At 46.8% G+C, this 728-nt stretch carries 1 pseudogene; it reads left to right on the top strand.

From position 1 onward, the window contains the following. Positions 1-94 precede the first annotated feature (94 nt). Positions 95-728 (top strand): annotated as a pseudogene (locus KIV40_RS32615) (carboxylesterase/lipase family protein); the annotation flags it as partial.

Raw genomic sequence — 728 nt, 5'->3', positions numbered from 1 at the left:
TTCGGTGCCTACCGTTCTAGGAACCAATGCCGATGACGCCAACACCATGAGCATGTTGCCACGGCTGACATTCTTGATCCCAAAGGTTATTGAGATGATAACGGACATGCAACCGGAAGAGCTCGATTCTCTATCCGCTGAGCAGTTGAGACTTGCGGTTGATGAATGGGTGAGTGATGCATCGAATGTTGCGGCGATTCACTCGCTGGCTCAGAGCGATATGCCACAAGCTGACCTTGATCTGCCTGAGTTGCCAAGCACCGCTTATGAAGCTGTGAGCCAATTGTTCTTTGGGCTTGGAAATCGAGAGGAAACGTCTCAACTACTTGGTTTCAAAGATTTTGCGCCGAACAACGAAGGTGAATTGAGCTTTGCTTTACAAAACATGTCGCAGTTTAAAATGATGATGAATGACACGCTATTTATGGGTCCAAGCCGCATGAAAGCGAAAGAGTCACAGCAATCTGCAACCTTGTATCACTTTGCCTATAGGCCAAGTTTCAACGTCTGGACTTACAACACCAAAGGCGAAAATGGCGCAGTAGATATAGAAGATGCACTAAAAACCATTAGTTGTATCAGTGGCGCGTGTAACGGCTCGGAACTCCCCGTCGCGTTTAACAAAGCACTGAAATTGGATGGAACCACGGTTTCACCATCTAAAAAAGACAAAGCGTTGATGGCGACCCTATCGCGCCTCTGGTTTAACGATGATTTGTTCAACAACT

It is taken from the genome of Vibrio sp. D173a (assembly GCF_030248475.1).
This window is presented reverse-complemented; position numbering and strand designations above follow the sequence as displayed.